This is a genomic window from uncultured Selenomonas sp., assembly GCF_963528755.1.
Taxonomy (GTDB): Bacteria; Bacillota; Negativicutes; order Selenomonadales; family Selenomonadaceae; genus Selenomonas.
Genome location: NZ_CAURXA010000003.1, coordinates 312576 through 334922 on the forward strand (window position 1 = coordinate 312576; position 22347 = coordinate 334922).

Sequence of the window (22347 nt, forward strand, 5' to 3'; positions counted from 1 at the left end):
AGCTTCTCTCCTAATTCACGAAGTTAGTCCGTCAAAGATTTATACAGCGCCCACACGTTGATATACGGCAAAATATCTTCTTGGAATTTGATGCCATTTGTCGCCGGCACATAGACGATGTCTCCATCTTCAAGGAAAACATTTTGTGTAATGTCATGCTTCTTCACATAGTCCTTCATATTCAGCATACGGTAATACATCACATTGTCGCGCACGCGAATGACTTGGATGCGCGTGCTGCGCCCGCGATTCGTCCAACTACCAGCGCTTGCCAGGGCAGCATAGGCATTCATATTGTCAGCATCCATCTCCTGAATGCCAGGTTTTGTCACGTCACCCATGACGTAGACCTTGCGCTTTCCATATCCCGTGACGAAGATAGAGATATCGGGGATGCGCATGTACTCGCCGAAGGCTTCCAGAAGCGTTTTCTTCGCTTCATCCAGTGTCATGCCTTCCAGTTTGACACTGCCGACATAAGGAAGCTGCACACAGCCATCGACACCAACTGGAATCTCTTCAACTTTTATGTCTCCCGTGAAGCCGATGGGCAAAATGCGCATCGTATCCCCTTTGAAAAGTCGATAGTTTTGTACTGTCGACGGACGTCCAAGGGAAGCAATCTCGAATTCTTCCGGCGCCTCAATGTAGCTCGGAGTTACCGTCGTCTCTTTTGTCTTTCCATCCTTCGATGCAGCCGTGCGTTGCGCATCTGGCTGCGTAGGAGCAGATTTCACAGCGACAGGCGCAGCCGAAGCCGCTTCCGCTGCAGCGTCTTGCGCCGATGACGCGGCGAACGCAGCGCTGCTGCTGAGCGCGAGCGCCGCAGTCAAAGCGAGCAGGTTGCGTTTTTTCATAGACCGACACTCCTTCACGATGATTTCATATATTTCGTTTAGAATACCATACCTCAGGCGCAGTGTCAAAAGTCAATCTTCCCTTTATACCGAAGACTTTTGACCACCATGGAGCGACATCTCATGCGCATGTCAAACCCTTGCCTTCATCCCTCCATGCACGCGCGGCAGACCTTGCTCGCGCCAATCGGCTGAAACGGGGCGCCGCAGGATTCGCAGCGCGGCAGCGGGATACGCCAGCGCTTGGCGGCGGGGGAGGCGGCGAGTCGCAGGGCGCTCTTCGGGCAGCGTGCGGTGCAGAGTCCGCAGGCAGTGCAGAGCTGCGGCGTGAAAGCGAGCACGAAGTCCTCGCCCTCGACACCTGCTTGCAGCGCTCCGTGCGGACACAGGCGTGCACAGAAGCCGCAGGCATTGCAGCCGCTGTAGAGCGCGAGATCGGCGTGCACGGCGGCGGGCTGTGCGCCATGAGCGAATGCCCATGCGGGAGAGGAGAACGCGGCGAGTGCAGGGAGCATGGAGTCTTGCCCCATTCCCGCTGCATCCGGCGGCAAAACGTCATCCGCCTCTGCCGATGCTGTGCCCGCACGCGCCGCGCTTGCAGTACCGCACGCCATACGCTCGGCAAGCCCAACGTCGTGCGCCCCTGCCGCCGCACTCCCCTCCGCACCGCCTGCTGCATCTCTCTGCCCGAACTTCTCTTTCGCCACATCGCGAAAGCGGCGGAAGAAATCGCGGCGGCTGTACTCGCGTGCGGCAGACTCAGCATCAAGCAAGCGAAGAGGCTCTCGCCCCGCCGCCGCGAGAGCCGCATCGACGGCGGCAGCCTCGCGTGCGAGGTGCGCGTGGACGGCAGGCAGACATGCGCGACAAGTGCCAATGTCGAGCTGCACTTCCTTCTGCGAGGCGATCGCCCAGAGGACGCCGCGCGTGAGAAAGCCGAGACACGGAAGAGCGGAATCCGGCGCGCTTTTCGCGCATGCGAGGCGCACGCTTGGCGCATCGGCAGCCACAACAGCCGTCAGCTTTGCCGCATAATCAAGCCGTGTCTCGACGGCGGCGGCCGGACAGACGGCCGTGCAAAGGCCGCAGTCGATACAGAGATCGGGATGCGGCACGCCCCAGCGGAACGCGCCGACGGGACAGACATCCTCACACGCGCGGCACGGCGGCTGCAGGTGCCCCTTGATGCACCTTGCCGCCGCCAAGCGGATCTTTTCCAAGCGGCACGCCCCCTTCCAGAAATTTTCCTTTCCATTATAACAGGATGCAGAGGATTTTTCGAGAAGTCCTGCACGCATCGCAAAGATTGACGGTATGATATAGACGCAATATAATATAGGAGGAGGGAGGAAAATGTTGCAGATTATAGCGTGCTATTGGTATTTGAAACGTACAAAACATATGGCTTTTGATCTCCTAACGTCTCTCATATTAGTTAGCAGTTTGCTTTATTTTAGCCATCCTGAAAGTTTTTTGATGAATATTAAATCTTTAACAAAGGCTTGCCTTCCAGTGTTGACATTCCAAGCTACATTGAATGCATCAAGTCTTATTTATTTTGCAAATTCCAATTCTGTACTTATTAAACTCTTGAAGAGTAGGCGGATAATGAAGTCTGCACGTAAAACTAGATATCGTCAAATGGATCAGATATATGCATATTTTGCATGGGCAGTCCTGATACAATTTATATTTTTGCTTTATGCCTTGTTTTTGTTGTTTATTCAAGAATGGACACCGTTACTTGCTGTTATTTCTATTTGGCTTATATGTTTATCTATCATTTTGGCTTTTGGTATGTTTTATTCGAGTATTTTGTGTATTCGAAATATCGGCATTTTATTTACCTTTCTTATTTGGAAAGATGAAAGCGAAAGTGTTTAGAGACAGTCTATGAGAATGCAATAAAATAAGAGGCATCGTCAGAATGTGTGAGTAAGATATACTTATTGGGCTGCTCTATATTCTCATGGAAAATGAACATCAATAGTAGGACGATGAAACATGATCGTATCAATCAGGTTGTCGATAATAAACTACACGCCCACACCGACGACATGGTAAAACGCATCGGGCAGATGGACGACCTCGTCAAGCGATACACAGGCGGATATGGAGAGGCGATAGAAACGCTGGATGAAATTCGTTTCGCCCTGCCGCAAACTGCATCGGGGGGAGATTTTATCCTCCAATACAACTTTTTCTATATGTCGCAGAAAGTTAGATGCGGCATCCACCTTATATGGCTTACGGCAGACTTTGCGGTGTTCCTCATAGATGAGTTGCCCCGTGTCAGCGAAATATTCACGGCGTTTGGTGAGATCGGAGTTCATCTGCTCTACTGTACCTCGTTTAAGCTCCTCATAGAGGGTAGAACGGACGATGCCGACCTTTTGGGCGATTCGCATCTTCGGCAGCCCCTCCTTCAAGAGCGCCTGTATTTCACCTCTTTGATAAGCGGTTAGATGTTTGAAGTTTCGCGTAGTTGTGGTAGAATGTTTCCTGGACATGCAGGATCCTCCTTTCGGTGTAGGTTTCTGTCAAAACATTCTATCACAGCTGTTCCCGCTTGCCCTTTTTAGGTGCCCGATTTCATTTTACAACTAAACCTTCGCTAAAGACGCTTGCAATTTAAACGCATCTATCCAGCCGATTTCCGAAAGGTTCGAGAGAATGTACAGCCTTTTCCTCGATCAAGGACTTGTCCAAGCACAAACGATGTCGCGTCAATCGTTACAGAGCAAGACACCGTAACACAGAAGGAGGCTCTGTTTTAAAAGGTTTTTATGTAGGCAAGGAAAGTTGTCTTGCTTATACAACATATTCTACGAGGAGGAAAACCGATAGTATGGTTGATTATAAGGCGAAGACAAAAAATCGGAATTTTTATGTATACTATACTGAGCTGGTTTTAGAGAATGCTGATAAGGAGAGGAGATCCACCAATTGGTCAGACAAACGATGTAAAGATGTGCAAATGCTTATTTCGCTTATAGTAGAGTTGGATATAAAAAAACGTACCAAACGTGGCGACGAAAATAATCCTTGGACGATGGCTTTAGAAAATATGCAAAATGATAATATAATTTCAAACTTTTTAGAAGGTTACTTTATCAGTACAGAAAATGGAATTCATACATATTTGCTTGATCGTGAATCTCTTGAGAGATTGTCAAATCCCAAAGAGTTAACACAAAATGAAACTATGCAGACAGCTTTTTCTCTCCGCTTTAAAGACGGTATGTTTATCCTTGGTGAGTATCAGGGTAATATTGCAAGCGCAAGAAGGATTGCTGAATATTTTAATTATTTTTTAATATATTTCAAGGAAAACGGAATGCTTGTAACGGATATTGCGGAAATTCGGTTTCATCATAAAATAGATCAAGGATTTATAGATAAAATTAACGGGTTTGAACGGGTTAACTCTGTAGAGATTGGCTTGGAAATGCTTATACCTAACCAGCCCCGACAAGATGCTTTTTCAACACTTGCAAATGAAGTATCTGACGCAAATATTGGACGCATTGTTCTAACTCTGATGAAAAAGGATAAGAACGGAATCTGCTCTGCTAAAATCCAAGATTGGCTTATAAAATGTTGTGATAATTGGTCTGTTAATCGAGGCAAGTTGAAAGGAAAAGCTTGTCCAGGACATCAGTCAGAAGTTAGTCTTACTGGGATTAATGTCAAGAAAAAGTGTGCCCTTCCAGTTGGAACCGATGGAGAAGTATTTTTAACAGCCTTATATGAGGTTATGGAAAAAATGAACGAAGAGATAGAACTATTTGTGTTTTAGCGGGAGGGAGCGATCATGAAAAAAGAAGAGCGCACAATCCGATACGCATGAACCTTTCAGATGCTGAGTATCAGATGATTGACCGACTGGCAAAAAAATATGATTGTTCTCATGCCGAACTTGTTCGCCGCTTCATCTTTCAGAGACTGGAAGATGAATTCAGCATAAAAGTAGAGGGGCCACGGACGAAAGGGATGAGGTATCATGGGTAAAGTTCTGAACCTGCATTTTACCGATGGAGAACTAAAAGCCCTCGAAGCCATCTCCCCGCTCTATGCGGCAGAGCTGTCATCAGCAACGTTGAAAAATCTCATATATGACAGGCTGGAAGATGAGTACGACATGGAACTCATACGCGAGTATGAAAAGGATCTCAAAAACGGCACGCTTGAGACGACGCCTTAGAGGGGCTGAAAAGTGTATAAACTACACGCACAAACGTCCACTTCTTTGACACTGTGCGCCGCCCTTACAGAAACCTAGCCAATCGCATAATCCAGTGGATGAAAAGTAATCTGGTCGATTGCGAAAATCCTCGCATCTATGGGAAGGCTCTCACTGGAAACCTCGGAAAGTATTGGAGGTATCGCGTCGCAGACTTCCGATTAATTGCAGAAATCCGTGACAACGAGCTGATCGTCATCGCAGTCGAAATCGGTCATAGAAGCAAGATATACAAGTGATACAAGGGCACTGGACGCACAGTGCCTTTTTTGTCGCCGTTGAAAAATTTAGGAAACAAAATCCAATTGGTATCCATTCAGTGTCAAGCAAAAGCATTCAAGGCAAACTTGTGCTATAATCGAGGAAATCGCTGCATTCATCAGCACTCCCCAAAGAAGCAATTTTCAAAAGACAAGAGGTACTGCCATGAAAGAAGAAAACATCGGCGCGGCTATTGCGCGCGCCTTGGGCATCCGGGCGAAGCAGGCGGAGGCGACGATCGCGCTCCTCGACGAGGGCAACACCGTGCCTTTCATCTCACGCTACCGCAAGGAGGCGACGGGCGAACTCGACGAAGAGCAGGTGCGCTCCGTCGAGAGCGAGCTTTCGCGCCTCAGAAATCTCGTGAAGCGTCAGCAGGAGATCGAAAAGAGCATCGAGGAGCAGGGAAAGCTCACGCCCGAGATCAAGGAAGCGCTCGACCGGGCGCTGAAGATGCAGGAGCTGGAAGACATCTACCTGCCCTTCAAACAGAAGCGGCGCACGCGCGCGGGCGTCGCGCGGGAAAAGGGGCTCGAGCCGCTGGCGCTCGCGATTCTCACACAGGAAGAGAAAAGCGGCACGGCGGAAGAATACGCCGCGCAGTTCATCGATGCGGAAAAGGGCGTAGAGACAGCAGAGGACGCACTCTCCGGCGCGATGGACATCGTCGCCGAGACCGTTTCCGAGGGCGCTGCGCTGCGCCAGAAAATGCGCAAGGAGCTTTGGCAGCGGGCAGAGCTTGTGACCGCGCTCGACGAAGAGGCCGAGGACGCGCAGACCTTCCTCATGTATCAGGACTACAAGGAGCCGCTTCGCACGCTGCCTTCGCATCGCATCCTCGCCATCAACCGCGGCGAGAAGAAGGGCTGCCTCAAGGTCACGCTCCAATGCGATCACGAGAAGCTTGCGGCGGAAATCTTCGACGGGCTGGCAAAGGGCGATTCCATCTTCCGCGAATCGCTGAAGGCAGCGATCGAGGACGGCTACAAGCGTCTACTCTTCCCTGCCATGGAGCGCGAGCTTCGCGCTCTTCTTACAGAAAACGCTGAAAAGCAGGCGATCCACGTCTTCGGCGCAAACCTCAAGCAGCTCCTCCTGGAAGCGCCGCTCGCCGGCCACACGGTCATGGGACTCGATCCCGGCTACCGCACGGGCTGCAAGATGGCCGTTGTCAGCCCCACGGGGCAAGTTGTCGACCACGGCGTTCTCTACCTCACGATGAGCGAAGAGCGCCGCGCCGAAGCAGCAAAAAAGGTGCTCGCGCTCATCAAGAAGCACGGTGTGACGCTCATATCCATCGGCAACGGCACGGCTTCCTACGAAACGGAAGAATTCACGGCGAACCTCATTCGCGAGAACAAATTGCCCGTTCACTACCTGATCACGAACGAAGCGGGCGCGTCCGTCTACTCGGCATCAAAGCTCGCGAAAGAGGAGCTTCCCGAATACGACGTGACGATTCGCGGCGCCGTCTCCATCGCTCGGCGCGTGCAGGATCCCCTCGCCGAGCTCGTGAAGATCGACCCGCAGGCCATCGGCGTCGGCCAGTACCAGCACGATGTGAATCAAAAGGAGCTTGCCGCCGCGCTCGACGCCGTCGTGGAATCCGCCGTCAACCATGTCGGCGTGAACCTCAACACGGCTTCGGCGGCTCTTCTCTCGCACATCGCAGGCGTCACGAAGGCGATCGCGAAGAATATCGTCGACTGGCGCGACGAAAACGGCGTCTTCGCCAGCCGCCGCCAGCTCCTCAAGGTGCCGCGCCTTGGCCCTGCCGCCTTCACGCAGTGCGCGGGCTTTTTGCGCATCGCAGGCGGCAAAAGCCCCCTCGACAATACCCCCGTCCATCCCGAATCCTACGCGCTCGCCGAAAAGCTGCTTGACCGCCTGGGCTTCTCGCTTGACGACCTCGGTGACAAGAAAGCGCTCGACACGCTCGGCGCAAAGCTCCGCCTCGCCGATGCCGAAACGCTTGCCAAGGAACTTGCGGCAGGCGTTCCGACCATGCGCGACATCATCGACGCGCTCAAGAAGCCTGGGCGCGACCCGCGCGAGGACTTGCCCGCGCCCCTGACGCGCCAGGCCATCGTCAAGCTCTCCGACATCAAGGCAGGCGCCGTCATGCGCGGCACGGTGCGCAACATCACGGACTTCGGCGTATTCGTCGACATCGGTATCAAGACGGCGGGGCTCATCCACATTTCAGAACTCAGCAAGAAGCGCGTCAAACATCCGCTCGACGTCGTATCCGTCGGCGATATCATAAACGTCATGGTCATCAAGGTCGACGAGGAGCGCGGGCGCATCGGCCTCTCCTTGAAACAGGTGCCGAAGGAGGCAGCGATATGAAGCAAACTGCCGCCCCCCTAGGAGACGATCTGCGACGGACGGACGACGCCGCTCTCGTGCACGATACCATTCGCGCCATCGAGCCGCCCGACGATAGAGCGGGTGAGAATATGCAGTGCGCCCTGCAGGAAAAGCTGCCGCAAGGCGTCGGCCTCGGCGCACTCGCCGCCCTCCTCGACCGCTATATGTGCGCGACGAAGAGTACATGGGAGCATCTCGAAAAGCCGAAGAAATGCACGCTGATCTGCTGTGCCGATCACGGCGTCGCCGAAATGCAGGTCAGCGCCTATCCGCCCGAGACGACGGCGCAGATGACGGCGAACTACCTGCTCGCCAAGGGCGCGGTCGCCAATGCGCTCGCAAACTTCGCCCGAAGCGATCTTCATGTCGCCGACCTCGGCATCAAGGCGCCGCTGCCGCCGCTCCCTTCGCTCATCGACCGCAAGATCGCGCATGGCACGAAGAACTCCGCCAAAGGAGCCGCCATGACGCGCGAGGAAGCGCTTCGCTCGCTCGCCGTCGGCATCCGCCTCGCCGAAGACTTCACCACCGAAGGCTGCCGCTGCTTCCTGCCGGGCGAAATGGGCATATCGAACACGACGGCGAGCGCGGCGATCGCCGCCTGCCTGTGCCGTCTTACGCCCGAACAGGCGACGGGGCGCGGCACGAACATCTCCGACGAACGCCTGAAAAAGAAGATCGAGGTCGTGCGCCAAATCCTCGCCGTCAACCGCCCCGACGCGAGCGACGGCATCGACGTGCTGCAGAAGGTCGGCGGCTTCGAGCTTGGCTGCATTGCAGGACTGATCCTCGGTGCGGCGAGAAGAAGAGCCGTCATCATCCTCGACGGCTTCAACACGGGCGCGGCAGCCTTGATCGCCGAGGCGCTCGCGCCCGCAGTCACGGGCTATCTTCTGCCTTCGCACCTCGCGGCAGAACCTGCGCACGCCGCTATTCTCAAGAAGCTCGGCTTCACACCTTATATGGACATGCGCTTTCGCCTCGGCGAAGCGACGGGATCGTCCATCGTCGCTGACTTCCTCGACGCTGCGATCCAAGCTGCAAAAAGCCTCTTCGCAGAGGATGCGGCGGCAAGCGACGACAAGGAAGCACACGTCTGGAAGCGAAAAGCTGCGGCGAATGCGGCGCAAGCAGAAGATGCGCAAGACGAGATGGAGGCGATGTCGTATCGCTTCCTGTCGAAAAGTATATCCGATAACGCGGATGATGCGCCCGACGACCTCGCTCTGCCTTCGTTCCCCGCGCTCGACACTATCGCCATGGCCGCCTGCCAAAAGCGCATCGACAGCCTCGCCAAGCCCATCTACAGCCTCGGACGGCTCGAAGAACTGGCCGTGCGCCTCGCAGGCGTCACGGGCGAGGCGCGGCCGCCGCTCGGTGCGCGGCGAGCGCTGCTCATCTTCGCAGCAAAAGAACCTTCCGCGCGGCAGAAGCGGCTCATCTCCGCCTTTGCCGCTCACGCCGAAGCGCCCGTGACGCTCGCGCTGCTCGACCGGAACAGCAAGTCTGCCGAAGCCTTCGCTTTCGGCCAGAAGATCGCGCGGGAGCTTGCCGCAGACGGCTCACTTCTAGGGCTGTCGCTTGCCGCGGAGACGGACGAGATGGCACGCGAGAAGGCTGCATGCTATGACAAAGCATTCCGCCCAGCCAAGGAAGGCACAGCGATCCTCAACCTGCTGCAGAATCTTTCGCCCGCACTCCAAAGAGAAGCCGCCGCCCTCCTCGGCGCCCAAAGCGCCGCCCAAAGCCGCTGCCTCGTCCTCCTCGATGATCCCGCGACGGAAAGCGTCGCACACCTCGCCGAAACCCTCGCGCCCACGCTCAAGCCCTATCTCCTGCACGTCCAGTCCGACTATCTCGCGCTAGGCCTTCCTGCAAGCTGCGGCATCGCGGCCTCGCTCGGCATGCGTCTCGTCGACGCCGCGCTCCACATGGAAAACGATATGAAGACCTTCGCCGAAACCGCCGTGGCCGTAGCCGCGGACGGTCCGGGCAAGGGACGGCAAAGCTGAAACCAAAAAGAGCTGCTGCACATAAAGCCTGTGCGGCAGCTCTTTTTGGTTGAAGCCAGCTAAAACAAATGAAGATGACGCAGAAGAACCGTGATGAAGCAGAGGACGGCGAGGAAGAACATGAAGTACTCGATGCACTTCACGGGATATGCGTAATGGAGCGGAATCTCTACGACCTTCGGGACGTTCTCCGCAAGAAGCGAGATGGCGACGGAAGTATAGAGGATCGTGTTCGCCATGCGCGTCGTCTTGTACGTCGACAGCGCCATGAGGATGAGGCAGACGGCCAAGGCGATGAGAAAGTACGCAATCTTGTCGCTATGATGACGCATGACACCACCTCCTCTTCATTTCAATCTAGCTTGTTTCATGATGGCTTCAAGCGTACCCGTCTTGACTTCCTGTCCATCATGACGCGTGGAGAACGCTTCAACTCCGAATTCTTCATACTACTTCCTTGGTCAAGTCAACAATAAATATATACCATGCACCTCCATTTGTAAATGCAGAAATATGAGGGGTACACAGCGAGGATTTCGACAGGATGCCTTCCGAATTCGTCTTCGCATACAGCCAGATCAATAGAAAATCGTCTATTTTGCATAGATTTACTAAAATGAATTTGTCTATCGTGGATATTATACGCCGCCCTTATATGAAAAAGCCAAGCGCTCTCTTCCCTTTGAGCTTGACCTCTTGGATTTTCACAGGAAAACCATAGGGATAATCGAAAAAAGTCGCAATTTTCCATTGACAAATACGAAAAATATTGCGATACTTAGGATTATAGGAGGTTTATCTCCTTATAGTTTTTATCTATGATTAACACCATCATGAAAGAGGTGCACACTAAATGGAAAAGCAGCAGCTGGTAGAAGAAATGACGAAGATCGTCGGCGCGGAGAATGTTCAGTCGAAGGAAGAGGAACTTTACTCCTACTCCTATGATGCTACGCCCGGTCACATCTACATGCCGGATGTCGTCGTCAGCCCCGGCACGACGGAGGAAGTCTCGAAGGTTCTGAAGTTTGCGAACGAGCACAAGATCCCCGTCTACACGCGCGGCTCGGGCACGAACCTCTCGGCAGGTACGGCGCCGTTGAAGGGCGGCATCGTCCTCTCGATGCTCCGCTTCAAGAAGATCATCGACGTCGATCTCGAAAACCTCATCGCCGAGGTCGAGGCGGGCGTCATCGTACAAGACATCAACGACCATATCGCGCAGTTCGGCCTCATCTACCCGCCTGATCCGGGCACGGTCAAGACGGCGAGCCTCGGCGGCACGATCGCGGAGAACTCGGGCGGCCTGCGTGGACTCAAATACGGCATCACGAAGAACTATGTGCAGGGCCTCGAAGTCGTCCTCGCGAACGGCGATGTGCTTCATACGGGCGGCAAGAACGTCAAGGACGTCTCGGGCTACGACATGACGAAGCTCTTCACAGGTTCGGAAGGCACGCTCGGCGTCGTCACGAAAGCTCTCTTGAAGCTCGTTCCTGCGCCGGAGAAGACGAAGAGCATGGTCGCGATCTTCGATACGATCGAGGATGCGGGACGCGCCGTCTCGGGCATCATCGCCGCGAAGATCATCCCTGCGACGCTCGAAATCCTTGACAACGCGACGATCCGCACGGTCGAGGACTTCATGCACGTCGGCCTGCCGACGGACGCTGACGCGATCCTCCTCATCGAGGTCGACGGTCATCCCGTCGTCGTCGAGGACGAGGCGGACAAGGTCATGAAGGTTCTGAAGGAAAACAACGCACGCGAGGTCACGCTTGCCCGCGACGCGAAGCACAAGGAACAGCTCTGGACGGCTCGCCGCATGGCGCTTCCGTGCCTTGCAAAGCTGCGTCCGACGACGTTCGTCGAAGATGCGACCGTTCCGAGAAGCAAGATCCCGGCATTCCTCGCCATCGTCAAGAAGGCAGCGAAGGATCACAACGTCACGATCGGCACGTTCGGCCACGCAGGCGACGGCAACATGCATCCGACGATCGTCTGCGACCTGCGCGACGAAGAAGAAACGAAGCGCGTCCACGAGGCGATGGACGACATCTTCCGCGGTGCGGTCGAGCTCGGCGGCACGCTCTCGGGCGAGCACGGCATCGGCCTCGGCAAGCTGCCTTGGATGGAGCTGCAGCACGGCAAGGAAGGCATGGAGGCCATGCGCCAGATCAAGCGCGCACTCGACCCGAACCTCATTCTGAACCCGGGCAAATTGATTGGAGAGTGCTGACCTATGGCTGAAGATACAAAAAAATTTACGGCGGCAGACCTGAACAAGCAAGATACCTCGCTCCTCGCTGACATCGAGGACGCGATGGCAAACTGCATGAAGTGCGGGAACTGCCAAGCCGTCTGTCCGATTTACCGCGAGACCGGCAAGGAGCAGATGGTCGCACGCGGCAAGATCTCTCTGATGCAAGGATATCTCTCGGGCAAAATTCCCATCTCAGCGGAATTTGACCACATCATGGCGATGTGCCTGAACTGTAAGAGCTGCGCGGCGAACTGCCCGTGCGGCGTCGCAGCCGACGAGCTGATCCTGCGCGGCAGGAACGCCGCCGTCAAGGCGCGCGGCCTGCACCCGATCAAGAAGAACGTCTTCCGTCTCCTGCAGAACCGCCCGCTCTTCGACACCGCGCTGAAGCTCGGCGGCATGTTCGGCTGGATGACCTTCAAGGAAGTGCCGGGCAAGAACGCCGTGCAGTCGCGCCTTCCCATGCCGGGCATGGACGCGACGCGTGCAACGCCGCCGATTGCTGCGCGTCCTTTGCGCAGCCAATATCCCGAGGTCATCAAGGTAGCGAACCCGAAGTTCCGCGTCGCCTTCTTCACAGGCTGCACGATCAACTACATGTACACGGACATGGGAGACGCCGTCATCGACGTCCTCAAGGCGAACGATATCGAGGTCGTTCTGCCGTCGAAGCAACATTGCTGCGGCACGCCGATCCATGTGTCGGGCGCCTTCGACCTCGCGAACCAGCTCGCACGCAACACGATCCGCGTCTTTGAAGATCTCGATGTCGACTACATCATCGGCGCCTGCGGCTCGTGCGTAGAGGCCTTGAAACACTATCCTGAGTGGCTCAAGGACGATCCCGAATGGCGTCCTCGCGCTGAGAAGATGGCGGCGAAGGTCAGAGAGATCAGCGAACTTCTCATCGAGAAGGGCTTCCGTACGGACACCTTGAATCCTGTCCACAAGAAGGTCACGATGCACGATCCGTGCCACATGATCCGCGGTCTCGGCATCACCGAGCAGCCGCGCGAGGTCTTGAAGGCCATTCCGGGCGTAGAATTCGTCGAGATGAAAGAGCACGACCGCTGCTGCGGCTGCGGCGGATCCTTCTGCATGGCGCACTACGAACTGAGCCGTGAGATCAACGACAGGAAGTGCAACAACATCAACGCGACGGGCGCAGACCTCGTGGCGACGAGCTGCCCGAGCTGCCGCATGCACATCACGGACGGTATCGTGCATAACAACATGCCGCAGGTCGTCTACCACCCGATCCAGATTCTCGCCGAATCGTATCGCGGCGCAAAAAAGCGCACGGAAAGCGCATAAGCATAAGAAGAATCCCCCCAAGAGGTGACTTGGGGGGATTTTCGCGTACATGTTATGGAAGTTGCTCTTTCATTCCTGCCATGTTCAGTATAGCATACTCATTATATGTGTGCAAGCGATTCAAGATGGCTAAATTTCTCAACCTCGATAAGTTCAACGAGGAAAAAACTCATCGTCTATCCAATCACTTCGATTTTCGGCTCTTTTCCTTCTTCCAAACATTCCTTCGTGATCGTCACGCGGCGCTTTTCTTCGGACTTGGGAATCTCGAACATCACGTCGAGCATCGTGTCCTCGATGATGCCCTTGAGGCTTCTCGCGCCCGTCTTTCGCTCGATCGCCTTCTTGGCGACGGCGCGGAGGGCGTCTTCTTCGAAGATCAGCTCGACATTGTCCATCGCGAGCAGCTTTTCATACTGCTTGACGGGCGCATCCTTCGGCTCGGTCAGAATGCGCAGGAGGTCGTCCTCGGAGAGCGTTTCAAGCGTGCAGATGACGGGCAGACGTCCGATGATCTCAGGAATAATGCCGTACTGCATGAGGTCTTCGGGGCGCACCTTGTGAATGAGCTCGTCGAAGCGCTTCGCCGCGTCCTTCTCCTTGCCCTCGACTTCCGCGCCGAAGCCGATGCCCGCTGCGTCCTTCTTAAGACGCTTGGCTATGACGTCCTCGATGCCAACGAAGGCGCCGCCGACGATGAAGAGGATATTCTTCGTATCAACCTTGATCGTCGGCGCTTCGGGGTGCTTCCTCTGGCCGCGCGCCGTGAACTCGACGACGGAGCCTTCGAGCATCTTGAGGAGCGCCTGCTGTACGCCCTCGTGCCCGGGATCGGCGGTGATCGAGTTGTTCGCTCCCGACTTTCGCGCGATCTTGTCAAACTCGTCGAGATAGATGATGCCGTGCTCCGCCTTCTCGATGTCCTTTTCCGCCGCATAGTAGAGGTTGCGAACGGCGACCTCGACATCCGCGCCGACGAAGCCCGCTTCCGTAAGGCTCGACGCGTCCGTCACGGCAAACGGAATGTCGAGGAGGCGTGACAGGTGCGACAAAAGTGCCGTCTTGCCGCAGCCCGAGGGGCCGAGCATGATGACGTTCGACTTCTCGATGTCCGTGCCGTCCTCGTTCATGTAGCCGTACTTCATACGTTTATAGTGGTTGTAGACGGCTACGGAGAGGATCTTCTTCGCGCGGTCCTGATTGATGATGTACTCGTCGAGGTAAGCCTTGATGATATGCGGCTTGTTCTTCTTCAAAATCTCGTCGAGCTGGCCAGCAAAATCGAGCTTCTCCTTCTCGACGCTCGCCGCCTCGTGCTCCTCGATGAAATTGTATATGTCCTTGACGCAGTCCTTGCAGATGGCAAATCCCGTGTTCGGGTCAAAGATCGGCATATCATACTGATCGTGCACCGTGACCTTGCGCTTGCAGAAGCTGCAGGTATGCTTGATCGGTTCTTGTCCAGGCATTATGATTCTCCCTTCGTTCGCGTAAAAGGAAACGCGGACAGATTCAGCGCTTCCTAAAAAGTGTCTTCCTCATTATCAACGATATGAAGATTTTTTTCAAGGGGAATTTTCCCAGCGCAGCACCTACCAAGCAACATCAAGCGAAATGCATCGAGCCGAGGCCTCTCAGTGCCAGACCTCTTCGGCAATCTCGCGGATCAGGCGTAGTTTCTTCCACTGATCGTCCTCCGTCAGGATATTACCCTCTTCCGTCGAAGAGAAACCGCACTGCGGGCTCAGGCAGAGCTGATCGAGCGGCACGAACTTTGCCGCCTCTTCGATGCGCTTCTTTATGTCGTCCTTGTTCTCAAGATCCGCCGTCTTGGACGTCACGAGGCCGAGCACGACGCGCTGATCCTTGATGTGCTTCAAGGGTTCGAAGCCGCCGGCACGGTCGGAATCGTATTCGAGGAAGAAGCCGTCAACATGGCAACCGCCGAAGAGGATTTCGGCGACAGGCTCGTAGCCGCCCGAGGAGAACCATGTCGAGCGGAAGTTGCCGCGGCAGATGTGCATCGTGATCGTCATATCCGCAGGCTTCGCTTCCAACACGCGATTGATCATCGTCACATAGGCGCGCTCGATCTTATCGAGATCGAAACCGCGTGCCTCGTATGCCTTGCGCTTCTCGGGATCGCAGAACTCGCCCCACGACGTATCGTCGAGCTGGAGATAGCGGCATCCTGCCTCGTAGAAGGCGCGAACGGCCTTCTGATAGGCGAGCGCGATGTCTTCAAAGAGACGCGCTTCGTCCTCATAGAGCTTGATCGGCGCATAGTCCGTCGCACGCACACAGCAGATGAGATGCAGCATGCTCGGCGAAGGGATCGTCATCTTCGCGAGCGTGTCTCCCGCAAGAGACTGCAGATAGCGGAAGTGCTCGATAAACGGATGATTGCCGAAATCCACCTTGTCCACGATCTTCACCGTCGCCGCCTTCGGCTGTGCGCCCTTGAACGCCACCGACCAATGCTCTGCTCCGACTTCTTCGATGCCCTCCAAGGCGGCGAGAAAGTCGAGATGCCAATAGCGACGGCGGAATTCGCCGTCCGTCACCGCCTTGAGTCCGACTTCCTTCTCCTTCGCCACAAGATCGCGGATCGCCGCATCCTCGGCTTCTTTCAGCTCCTCCGCCGCGATCTTTCCAGCAGCGAACGTCTCGCGCTTTTCTTTCAGCGCTTCGGGACGCAGGAAGCTGCCTACGATGTCGTAACGGAACGGCGGCCGATTTTTTGCATTTGCCATGCTGATTCCTCCTCCAAACAATGCGTATATCCGCATCTTTTCTATAAGGTATTTCTGATATTCCAGTGACAGTGCCATCATAATACCTTTACGCTATAAAATCAATAGAATTTACAAGGAATTTCCGAGAAGGAATTTTTCAAAGGAACAGACGGCTTGACGAAGATTCCTTATTGCTTCCCTGCCCTTGCCGCTTCCTCCGCCGCGCGGCGGCCGATAACGCTGTGGGCGCGGCTGTAGCCGAAGTAGACACAAAGACCGAAGAGAATCCAGAAGCCAAAACGATGCCAAGTGGCGAGCGGCAGATTCGCCATGAGGTAGCCGCACGAAAGGACGGCGAGCGGCGCGATGAGCCAGACGGCGGGGCATTTGAAATTGCGCTTGAGGTCAGGCTCGGTCTTTCGGAGCACCATGACGCCGATGGAGGCAATGAGGAAGGCGGAGAGCGTACCGATGTTCGCCATCTCTGCGATCATGCCGATGGGGAAGACGCCCGCAATGACGGAGACGAAGATCGCGCCGAGGATCGTCACGCGGTACGGCGTATGAAAACGGCGGTGGATCTTGCAGACGTTCGCAGGTACCATGCCGTCGCGGCTCATCGCGAAGAAGATGCGCGACTGGCCGTAAAGGAGCACGAGCAGCACCGTCGTGATGCCGCAGATCGCGCCGACGGCTACAATGGCGGAGCCGACGTTGTAGCCGATGTGGCGCAGCGCGAAGGCGACAGGCTCCGCCGTGTCGAGCATCGAATACGGCACGACGCCCGTGAGAACGGCGGCGACGACGGCATAGAGCAACGTACAGATAAAGAGCGAGCCAATGATGCCGATGGGTAGATCCCTTGCGGCGTTGCGGCACTCTTCTGCCGTCGTCGCGACGGCATCGAAACCGATGTAGGCGAAGAAGACGATGGCCGCACCCGAGACAACGCCGCTGTAGCCAAACGGCAAAAACGGCTCCCAATTCGTCGCATCGACATGCGGTGCAGCGAGTACGAGGAAGAGGAAGATCGCAGCGAGCTTGACGAAGACAAGGATGCGGTTGAGCTTGACACTCTCCTTCGTACCGCGCACGAGGAGGAACGACAAAAAGAGCGTGATGAGGACGGCGGGCAGATTGAAGATGCCGCCTTCTTCGGGTGCGACGACCAACTCATGCGGCAGCACGAGTCCCGCCGAGGCGAAGAGTCCAACGACGTAGCCCGACCAGCCGACAGCGACGGCGCTCGACGTCACCGTGTATTCGAGGATGAGATTCCAGCCGACGATGAAGGCGATAAACTCACCTAAGGACGCATACGCGTAGGTGTAAGCGCTGCCCGAGGCGGGCACGATGGAAGCAAACTCCGCATAGGCAAGCCCCGCAAGCGCACACGTGAGACCTGAGAGGATGAACGAGAGAGGCACCGCAGGCCCTGCGTACTTGGCGGCAGCGACGCCCGTGAGCACGAAGATGCCCGTGCCGATAACAGCGCCAATACCGAGCATCAGGAGGTCGACGGCGGCAAGATTCTTGAGCATACCCGAGGCCGCAGCTGCAGCCTGCAGCTCGTCGATGCTTTTCCTGCGAAAGAGATCCATGATATTTTTCTTCCCTTACAAAGAATTTGAGCACTGAAAAATTTATCTGCAGCACCCAGAAGTAGTACGGAAGATATTATACAGCGAAAAACGTTCGCTGTCACGAAAACTGGACAACAAAAACTCCCCAGACAATCAAACTGGGGAGCCATATATCAGATATGATGTCGATTGCGATGGATTTCAGCGAAAGGTGACCTTGTTCTTGCCCGCCGTTCGCTTCGATTCGTAGAGAGCCGCGTCGGCGCGCTGAAAGATGCTTTCCGGCGTGTCGTGCACACGTGGGAGCGTCACGCCAATGCTCAAGCCGACCGATCTTTTATCGGGCATTAGGAGAGAGAGAGAAGATGCACCGCGATGGATTCGCTCGACCACACGCTCAGCTGCCGCACGGTCGGCATGCGTCAGTATGACGAAGAACTCGTCTCCGCCCCAGCGCGACACGATGTCCACGCTGCGCACCGATGAGCGTAGGATGTCGGCGAGCGCCACGAGCGCCTCGTCGCCCATGGCATGACCAAAGGTATCATTGATGCCCTTGAAATCGTCCATGTCGAGCATCATGACGGCAAACGGAATATCTGAGGCGAGCGCATCGTGCAGGATGTCCTTGAAAGAGCGCTCCATAGCCCGGCGGTTCATCAGGCCTGTGAGCGCATCGCGCTCGGCGAGGACGACGAGCTTGCTGTGCGCCGACTCCCACTCTTTCGTCATGGCGTCAACGAAATGTACGAGGTGGGCGATGATCGAAGTCTGCTCGCCGAACTGCGGCGACACGGGCTTGTAGATCAATGTTTCTTTCGGCTCGCCCTCACGGAAGCCGATGCTGACCATCATGATATTCGTCTTCATGAACTTTCCCCTGCTGCGGAAAAACTCCGCGTAGGAATAGAATCCATGCGTGGGCACGGCACGTGAGATAGCAGCATATTCGTAAACATTATTCTTCTGCAGCATGATGTAATGCCCCATGCAGTTGACCATGAAGACGGCTTCGGGCGAGAATTCGCAAAGCTCCGCATGCATCCTCTGCGCTTCGCTGATGATGGCGATGGGATCGCCCGAAGCGATGCGCAGACGTTCTCCCTCTCGGAGGTCGGCGCTGACATATACGCAACCGTCAGCACGAATGTCCATGAGAAGACGCGCGATCGTCGCGCCGTTTCGCTTCAGGCACATGGGGAAGGTCTCTACGCTCGCAAGCGATTCCCAGCAATGGCGTATGCCGAGATAATGGGAGAAGAATTCACTCGCGGGCTTTTCATCGAGTTCGACGATCGTACGATCGTCTGCCATGCGCGTGATCTGTACTTCGGGTCCAAAGGGCTTCCAGCCGAACGAAGTCAGCACCTTGGCGTGAAGCTCCTCGCCGACAAAGACGACGGCAAGAAAGCCGCGCGACAGTCTGTGTCCCGCAAGATCGATGATAACGCGTCTCTCGTCGGTCTGATCGGAAAGAAGCCCACCGAAGAGCACGATCTCCTCATCCACATCCGAAAGGGCGTCCAGAAGATTCATGATGCCCGGCACCTGCGCCGCGAAGAACAGACCGACAGCCTTCGTCGCCCTTTCCTGCGAGATCGTCTGAACAAGTCCCTGCGCCGCAGCCGATATGTCGGACTGCTCATCGAACGCCAAGGGAATGACACGTGAAGAGGAAAAAAAGGTAAAAGTAACGGCAGCGCTCGCCGCATCAGGCAAATCGTCCTCTCCGCTCCACATCTTGCCGTTGGCAAAGCCGCATTCCGCCGCAAGCCCCACGACTTTCGCCTGTGGGAAAATTCTCCTTGTTGCTCGTTCAAAGTTCTCCATCGTATGAACGGAAAGCTCCGAGGCGAAAAGCGTCACGAGAAGATCGGAAATGTGCGCCATGGAGGCGACAGCATCCTTTGCCTCCTGCAAACACAGAGCAAGATCCTCTTCCTTATACAGCAAGAAGGAGAACTGCTTCAAGGCGTATCATTCCTTTCTTTTCGATAAAAATTTCGATAAAAGTCAAAGAGCACTTTATTCCAAAAATCACAGATGCTGTATAGATTAAGCAGATTTGCGATACAAAGCCACACGAGTATCATATAATTCCATAGACCTATTGTCAAGTACGCACGGGAGAAACTGCACAATTTTTTGTGCAAATGAAGTGGATTCCGTGTATAATAGAGAAACGAATCAAGAAAAGTGACCTTGCAAAAAGGAGTCAAAAGTGTGAGGATTGTCCGCTATGCAATCTTGTTCTGCGTGCTCGTCGCTCTCTTTACGGGTGCGATGCTCTATTACAGCAGCACGCACCGCGATGAAACGCAGTCGGTGCTCGCTCTTCTCGAAGAGGAAACTCTTTCGCCTGAAGAAGCTGCGCAGGAGGCGGCACAGCGCGAAGAGCGTGAGGCAGAACGTCTTGCTGAAGAGACGCGAAGAAAAGAGCGTGAGGCTCGCATCGAAAAGCTCAAGGAGGGCATGGAACGCGTGGACTCGGGATCCTATACATGGTACAGGTATCCAGAGGAAAAGAAGCTTTCGGGAGGTCTCTACGTCCAGCCGCTCCTCGGACACAGTCGGGACTCGACGTTTCGCTGCAACATCCTTTACTACTATTCGATGCACGAAAACAGCATGCGCGGCTGGATCTTCGGCGACCACTTCGCCATCGAGGCGGACGGCGAGCGACGCACTTGGAAGATCGAGGAAAAGAAGCGACACGACCATCTCGACAAGGACGTCGAGTTTCTGACGGAACGCTCCCAGATCGCTTTGGGTGAAGAGGGAGCTTCTATCCTTCGCCGCGCGTCAAATGCCCGCACAGCGCGTTTCGTTTACTGGTCGACGGCAGAAGGAAAATCCATCAGTCATACGCTGACAAGCGAGGAGAAGCGACGCCTCAGGAACATGATCGCCCTATACGATTTGTGGCAAGAACCTTAATCTTTATGGTATACTATAGATATATAAATACTATATGAGTATCTTTGGAAGACTCCATCCATCCGGTCTTTTTTGGGAGGAATGCAGCATGAAGGACATCCGAAAGGTTCTGACGATCGCAGGCTCGGATCCGAGCGGCGGCGCAGGCATACAGGCGGACATCAAGACCATCACGGCGCATAAGATGTACGCGATGAACATCTCGACGGCGCTAACCGTGCAAAATACGATGGGAATTCGCGATACCTTCGTCATTCCTCCGGACTTCATCGCGGAGCAGATCGACGCCATCTACGATGACATCCGTCCCGACGCCGTCAAGATCGGCATGGTGGCAAACGACACGATCGTACATACGATCGCCGAGAAACTGCGGGAAAAGGACGCGAAAAACATCGTGCTCGATCCCGTCATCGCCTCGACGAGCGGCTGCGATCTGATCACGAGCGACACGCTCTTCGCGATGGTCGACGAACTTCTGCCGCTCGTCGACATCGTCACGCCAAATTTGCCCGAGACTGCAGCCATCACCGGCGTCGCTATCACCGACGAAGATTCCATGCTCAAAGCCGCCAAAGTCCTGACCGAGAGGTTTCCGATCGCCGTGCTCATCAAGGGCGGCCACCTCGTAGAGAGCGCCGACGATCTGCTCTACGCGGATGGCAAGGCGCGTTGGTACAAGCAGGCACGCATCGACAACAAGAATACGCATGGCACGGGCTGTGCGCTCTCGACGGCAATCGCCTGCGGCCTTGCAGCAGGAAAGCCGCTGACCATCGCCGTAGAGGACGCCAAGGCGTATATCACGGGCGCCATCCGCGCAGGGCTCGATATCGGCAAGGGGCGCGGCCCTTTGCTTCACATGTGGGAGTATATGTAAAGAAGCGCTGAATCTTTTCATTCTTCCGAAAGGAGACGTTTATGGCAGAGCCAAGGGTCGGGCACATCCATTTTCTCAATATCCTGCCGCTCACCTGGAGCTTCGCGCACGGCGGAAATCGAGGCCTGCACCTCGTGCCGGGCGTGCCAGCGGAGCTGAACCGCGAACTTCTGGCGGGCAGACTCGATGTGAGCGGTATATCATCCATCATCTACGCACAGGGCGACGAAAGCCTTGTCATCCTGCCCGACATCTGCGTGCGCACGGACAAGGAGGTCACGAGCATCCTCCTCGTGACAAAAAAGCCCCTTGAGGAAATCAGGAACGACCGCATCATCCTCACGGCGAAATCGGCGACGAGCCACTGCCTCTTGAAGATCATCCTCAAGGAAGGATACGACGCAAGCCCCAATTACTATGTGCGCCACATCGTGCCGCAGAATCCTGTGCCTGACGATGCGGCAGGCTCGCTCTTCATCGGCGACGATGCGCTCTGGCTCTATCACCACCGCCGCGAGGACCTCCACTACTACGATCTCGGCGCTGAGTGGCACAAGCTCACGGGACTCGGCATGGTCTATTCTCTTTGGACAGCGAACCGCACCTTCGCGAAGGAATCACCCGAAAAGCTGCAGCTCGTCTACGAGCGTCTCGTCCGAGGCATGGCGGAAGGAGTCTCCAACAAGTACGCGACAATCGAATCCGTGCGTGAAGAAAAGGACTTCACCTTCCAGCAGCTTGAAGAATACCTGCAGGTCATCCGCTGGGATTTGAAAGACGAGCATCTCAAAGGTCTGGAACTGTTCTATCGGAAAGCGCATGAATGGAACCTCATCAACCATGTGCCAAAGCTCTGCTTCGCCGATGTAAAAAGAATATAAATCATATACAT

Annotated in this window: 19 protein-coding genes; 11 read left to right on the forward strand and 8 right to left on the reverse strand. The window is 55.3% G+C overall.

What is annotated here, in order from left to right:
• Positions 1-23: 23 nt before the first annotated feature.
• Positions 24-857, reverse strand: a complete 834-nt coding sequence (locus RWS31_RS05340; RefSeq protein WP_314596546.1) for a polysaccharide biosynthesis/export family protein — start codon at positions 855-857, stop codon at positions 24-26.
• Between the two features lie 146 nt (positions 858-1003).
• Complete coding sequence (locus RWS31_RS05345) at positions 1004-2077, reverse strand: 4Fe-4S binding protein (RefSeq protein WP_314596547.1); 1074 nt, start codon at positions 2075-2077, stop codon at positions 1004-1006.
• 133 nt (positions 2078-2210) lie between these two features.
• Between RWS31_RS05345 and RWS31_RS05350 the strand changes: the two genes are divergently transcribed.
• Positions 2211-2741 (forward strand): hypothetical protein, encoded by a 531-nt coding sequence (locus RWS31_RS05350; RefSeq protein ID WP_314596548.1) that lies wholly within the window; start codon positions 2211-2213, stop codon positions 2739-2741.
• A gap of 152 nt (positions 2742-2893) precedes the next feature.
• Here the strand turns inward: RWS31_RS05350 and RWS31_RS05355 are convergent, their stop codons facing one another.
• Positions 2894-3367 (reverse strand): helix-turn-helix domain-containing protein, encoded by a 474-nt coding sequence (locus RWS31_RS05355; RefSeq protein ID WP_314596549.1) that lies wholly within the window; start codon positions 3365-3367, stop codon positions 2894-2896.
• A gap of 338 nt (positions 3368-3705) precedes the next feature.
• Between RWS31_RS05355 and RWS31_RS05360 the strand changes: the two genes are divergently transcribed.
• The 5 genes from RWS31_RS05360 (at position 3706) to cobT (ending at position 9743) form a co-directional block, all read left to right on the forward strand.
• Complete coding sequence (locus tag RWS31_RS05360) at positions 3706-4656, forward strand: hypothetical protein (RefSeq protein ID WP_314596550.1); 951 nt, start codon at positions 3706-3708, stop codon at positions 4654-4656.
• A 204-nt stretch (positions 4657-4860) separates the two neighbouring features.
• A complete protein-coding gene (locus tag RWS31_RS05365) occupies positions 4861-5061 on the forward strand; it encodes a DUF6290 family protein (RefSeq protein WP_314596551.1) in 201 nt (66 codons plus the stop codon).
• Between the two features lie 53 nt (positions 5062-5114).
• Complete coding sequence (locus RWS31_RS05370) at positions 5115-5339, forward strand: type II toxin-antitoxin system RelE/ParE family toxin (RefSeq protein ID WP_314596552.1); 225 nt, start codon at positions 5115-5117, stop codon at positions 5337-5339.
• A 187-nt stretch (positions 5340-5526) separates the two neighbouring features.
• Entirely contained in the window at positions 5527-7710 is a 2184-nt protein-coding gene (locus RWS31_RS05375) for a Tex family protein (RefSeq protein WP_314596553.1), read from the forward strand.
• Complete coding sequence (gene cobT, locus RWS31_RS05380) at positions 7707-9743, forward strand: nicotinate-nucleotide--dimethylbenzimidazole phosphoribosyltransferase (RefSeq protein ID WP_314596554.1); 2037 nt, start codon at positions 7707-7709, stop codon at positions 9741-9743. The genes RWS31_RS05375 and cobT overlap by 4 nt, the downstream gene beginning before the upstream one ends.
• 59 nt (positions 9744-9802) lie before the next feature.
• Here the strand turns inward: cobT and RWS31_RS05385 are convergent, their stop codons facing one another.
• Positions 9803-10075, reverse strand: coding sequence for a hypothetical protein (locus RWS31_RS05385; protein WP_314596555.1), 273 nt, complete (start codon positions 10073-10075; stop codon positions 9803-9805).
• Positions 10076-10596: 521 nt separating this feature from the next.
• Here RWS31_RS05385 and RWS31_RS05390 point away from each other — a divergent pair.
• Positions 10597-11982, forward strand: a complete 1386-nt coding sequence (locus tag RWS31_RS05390; RefSeq protein ID WP_314596556.1) for an FAD-linked oxidase C-terminal domain-containing protein — start codon at positions 10597-10599, stop codon at positions 11980-11982.
• 3 nt (positions 11983-11985) lie between these two features.
• Positions 11986-13320: a (Fe-S)-binding protein gene (locus RWS31_RS05395; RefSeq protein WP_314596557.1), complete on the forward strand. Its 1335-nt coding sequence runs from the start codon at positions 11986-11988 to the stop codon at positions 13318-13320.
• A 176-nt stretch (positions 13321-13496) separates the two neighbouring features.
• Here the strand turns inward: RWS31_RS05395 and clpX are convergent, their stop codons facing one another.
• The 4 genes from clpX to RWS31_RS05415 form a co-directional block, all read right to left on the reverse strand.
• Positions 13497-14789, reverse strand: a complete 1293-nt coding sequence (gene clpX, locus RWS31_RS05400) for an ATP-dependent Clp protease ATP-binding subunit ClpX (protein ID WP_314596558.1) — start codon at positions 14787-14789, stop codon at positions 13497-13499.
• Positions 14790-14954: 165 nt separating this feature from the next.
• Positions 14955-16073, reverse strand: a complete 1119-nt coding sequence (locus RWS31_RS05405; RefSeq protein ID WP_314596559.1) for a 5-methyltetrahydropteroyltriglutamate--homocysteine S-methyltransferase — start codon at positions 16071-16073, stop codon at positions 14955-14957.
• Between the two features lie 170 nt (positions 16074-16243).
• The gene (locus RWS31_RS05410) at positions 16244-17656 is read right to left on the reverse strand and encodes an amino acid permease (protein WP_314596560.1); all 1413 of its coding nucleotides are present in this window, start codon (positions 17654-17656) and stop codon (positions 16244-16246) included.
• Positions 17657-17839: 183 nt separating this feature from the next.
• Positions 17840-19591, reverse strand: coding sequence for a diguanylate cyclase (locus tag RWS31_RS05415; RefSeq protein ID WP_314596561.1), 1752 nt, complete (start codon positions 19589-19591; stop codon positions 17840-17842).
• Positions 19592-19861: 270 nt separating this feature from the next.
• Here RWS31_RS05415 and RWS31_RS05420 point away from each other — a divergent pair, with 270 nt between their 5' ends.
• The 3 genes from RWS31_RS05420 (at position 19862) to RWS31_RS05430 (ending at position 22336) form a co-directional block, all read left to right on the forward strand.
• Positions 19862-20575, forward strand: a complete 714-nt coding sequence (locus RWS31_RS05420) for a hypothetical protein (RefSeq protein ID WP_314596562.1) — start codon at positions 19862-19864, stop codon at positions 20573-20575.
• An 88-nt stretch (positions 20576-20663) separates the two neighbouring features.
• Positions 20664-21455, forward strand: a complete 792-nt coding sequence (gene thiD, locus RWS31_RS05425; protein WP_314596563.1) for a bifunctional hydroxymethylpyrimidine kinase/phosphomethylpyrimidine kinase — start codon at positions 20664-20666, stop codon at positions 21453-21455.
• A 41-nt stretch (positions 21456-21496) separates the two neighbouring features.
• On the forward strand, positions 21497-22336 hold the full coding sequence (locus RWS31_RS05430; RefSeq protein ID WP_314596564.1) for a menaquinone biosynthesis protein: 840 nt from the start codon (positions 21497-21499) through the stop codon (positions 22334-22336).
• The last annotated feature ends 11 nt before the right edge of the window (positions 22337-22347 follow it).

Coding starts and splice junctions, on each gene's coding strand:
- RWS31_RS05340 (WP_314596546.1), bottom strand. CDS start 857: ATGAAAAAACGCAACCTGCTCGCTTTGACTGCGGCGCTCGCGCTCAGC.
- RWS31_RS05350 (WP_314596548.1), top strand. CDS start 2,211: ATGTTGCAGATTATAGCGTGCTATTGGTATTTGAAACGTACAAAACAT.
- RWS31_RS05355 (WP_314596549.1), bottom strand. CDS start 3,367: ATGTCCAGGAAACATTCTACCACAACTACGCGAAACTTCAAACATCTA.
- RWS31_RS05360 (WP_314596550.1), top strand. CDS start 3,706: ATGGTTGATTATAAGGCGAAGACAAAAAATCGGAATTTTTATGTATAC.
- RWS31_RS05365 (WP_314596551.1), top strand. CDS start 4,861: ATGGGTAAAGTTCTGAACCTGCATTTTACCGATGGAGAACTAAAAGCC.
- RWS31_RS05375 (WP_314596553.1), top strand. CDS start 5,527: ATGAAAGAAGAAAACATCGGCGCGGCTATTGCGCGCGCCTTGGGCATC.
- cobT (WP_314596554.1), top strand. CDS start 7,707: ATGAAGCAAACTGCCGCCCCCCTAGGAGACGATCTGCGACGGACGGAC.
- RWS31_RS05385 (WP_314596555.1), bottom strand. CDS start 10,075: ATGCGTCATCATAGCGACAAGATTGCGTACTTTCTCATCGCCTTGGCC.
- RWS31_RS05390 (WP_314596556.1), top strand. CDS start 10,597: ATGGAAAAGCAGCAGCTGGTAGAAGAAATGACGAAGATCGTCGGCGCG.
- RWS31_RS05395 (WP_314596557.1), top strand. CDS start 11,986: ATGGCTGAAGATACAAAAAAATTTACGGCGGCAGACCTGAACAAGCAA.
- clpX (WP_314596558.1), bottom strand. CDS start 14,789: ATGCCTGGACAAGAACCGATCAAGCATACCTGCAGCTTCTGCAAGCGC.
- RWS31_RS05405 (WP_314596559.1), bottom strand. CDS start 16,073: ATGGCAAATGCAAAAAATCGGCCGCCGTTCCGTTACGACATCGTAGGC.
- RWS31_RS05410 (WP_314596560.1), bottom strand. CDS start 17,656: ATGGATCTCTTTCGCAGGAAAAGCATCGACGAGCTGCAGGCTGCAGCT.
- thiD (WP_314596563.1), top strand. CDS start 20,664: ATGAAGGACATCCGAAAGGTTCTGACGATCGCAGGCTCGGATCCGAGC.
- RWS31_RS05430 (WP_314596564.1), top strand. CDS start 21,497: ATGGCAGAGCCAAGGGTCGGGCACATCCATTTTCTCAATATCCTGCCG.